Source organism: Pelagimonas sp., from assembly GCF_058892305.1.
The window spans coordinates 1-1,131 of record NZ_JBZXVN010000082.1; the positions used below are offsets into that span (position 1 = coordinate 1).

Sequence of the window (1,131 nt, forward strand, 5' to 3'; positions counted from 1 at the left end):
AGAGCCCCGGCGAGAAGATCGTTAAGGACATCAAGCGGGCAACACGCAAACAGTATTCGGCCGAAGAGAATATCCGGATCGTTCTGGATGGCCTTCGCGGCGAAGACAGCATTGCGGAGCTGTGTCGCCGCGAGGGTATCTCTCAGGGCATATACGACAAATGGTCGAAGGACTTCATGGAAGCCGGAAAAGGCGGTTGGCTGGCGATACCGCCCGTGCGGCCACAACCGATGAAGTCAAAAATTTGCGCCGCGAGGCACGTGATCTGAAAGAGGTCGTGGCGGAGCAAACGTTGGAATTTCGCCTTCTCAAAAAAGCATGATCGACGATGCGGGCGACCAAGAATGAGGTATGCGGCATCTGAGAAGCTGGAGATCATCAGGCTGGTTGAGGGCCGCATCTTTCGGCCCGCCGAACGCTGGCCAAGCTTGGCATCCCCCGGACGACGTTTTACCGTTGGTATGATCGGTATCTACAACGCAGCGAGGTTGGGCTGCAGGACCAATCCCCCAAGCCAAAGCATGTTTGGAACCGTGTGCCTGACGAGGTGCGGCGCAAGGTTGTGACGTTGGCGCGGAATGAGACGGAACTCTCTCCGCGAGAGTTGGCAGTGACGTTCACGGACCGAGAAAGCTACTGTGTATCAGAAGCTTCCGTCTATCGCGTGTTGAAGGCGCATGACCTGATCACAAGCCCAGCCTTCATCGTGCTCAAGGCGGCGAACGAGTTCAAAGACAAAACCACGGCCATCAACCCGCTTTGGCAGACCGACTTCACCTACCTCAAGGTTCTTGGCTGGGGCTGGTTCTATCTCAGCACGATCCTCGACGATTACAGCCGCGACATCATCGCGTGGAAGCTTTGCACGACCATGCGGGCGGAGGATGTGACCGAGACACTGGACTTGGCATTGCAGGCATCAGGCTGCGATCAGGTTCATGTCGTCCACAGGCCACGTCTTCTCAGCGACAACGGCTCCAGTTACGTCTCGGGAGATCTGGCCGAATGGTTGCAGGACAAAGGCATGAAGCATTCTCGCGGTGCACCGTATCATCCACAAACGCAGGGCAAGATTGAGCGTTGGCATCAAACCCTCAAGAACCGCATTCTGCTGGAAAACTACTTCCTACC

1 pseudogene is annotated in these 1,131 nt (G+C 56.3%); it reads left to right on the forward strand.

The features are described from left to right. Window positions 1-1,131, forward strand: a pseudogene (locus AC5EFR_RS23285) (IS3 family transposase); the annotation flags it as partial.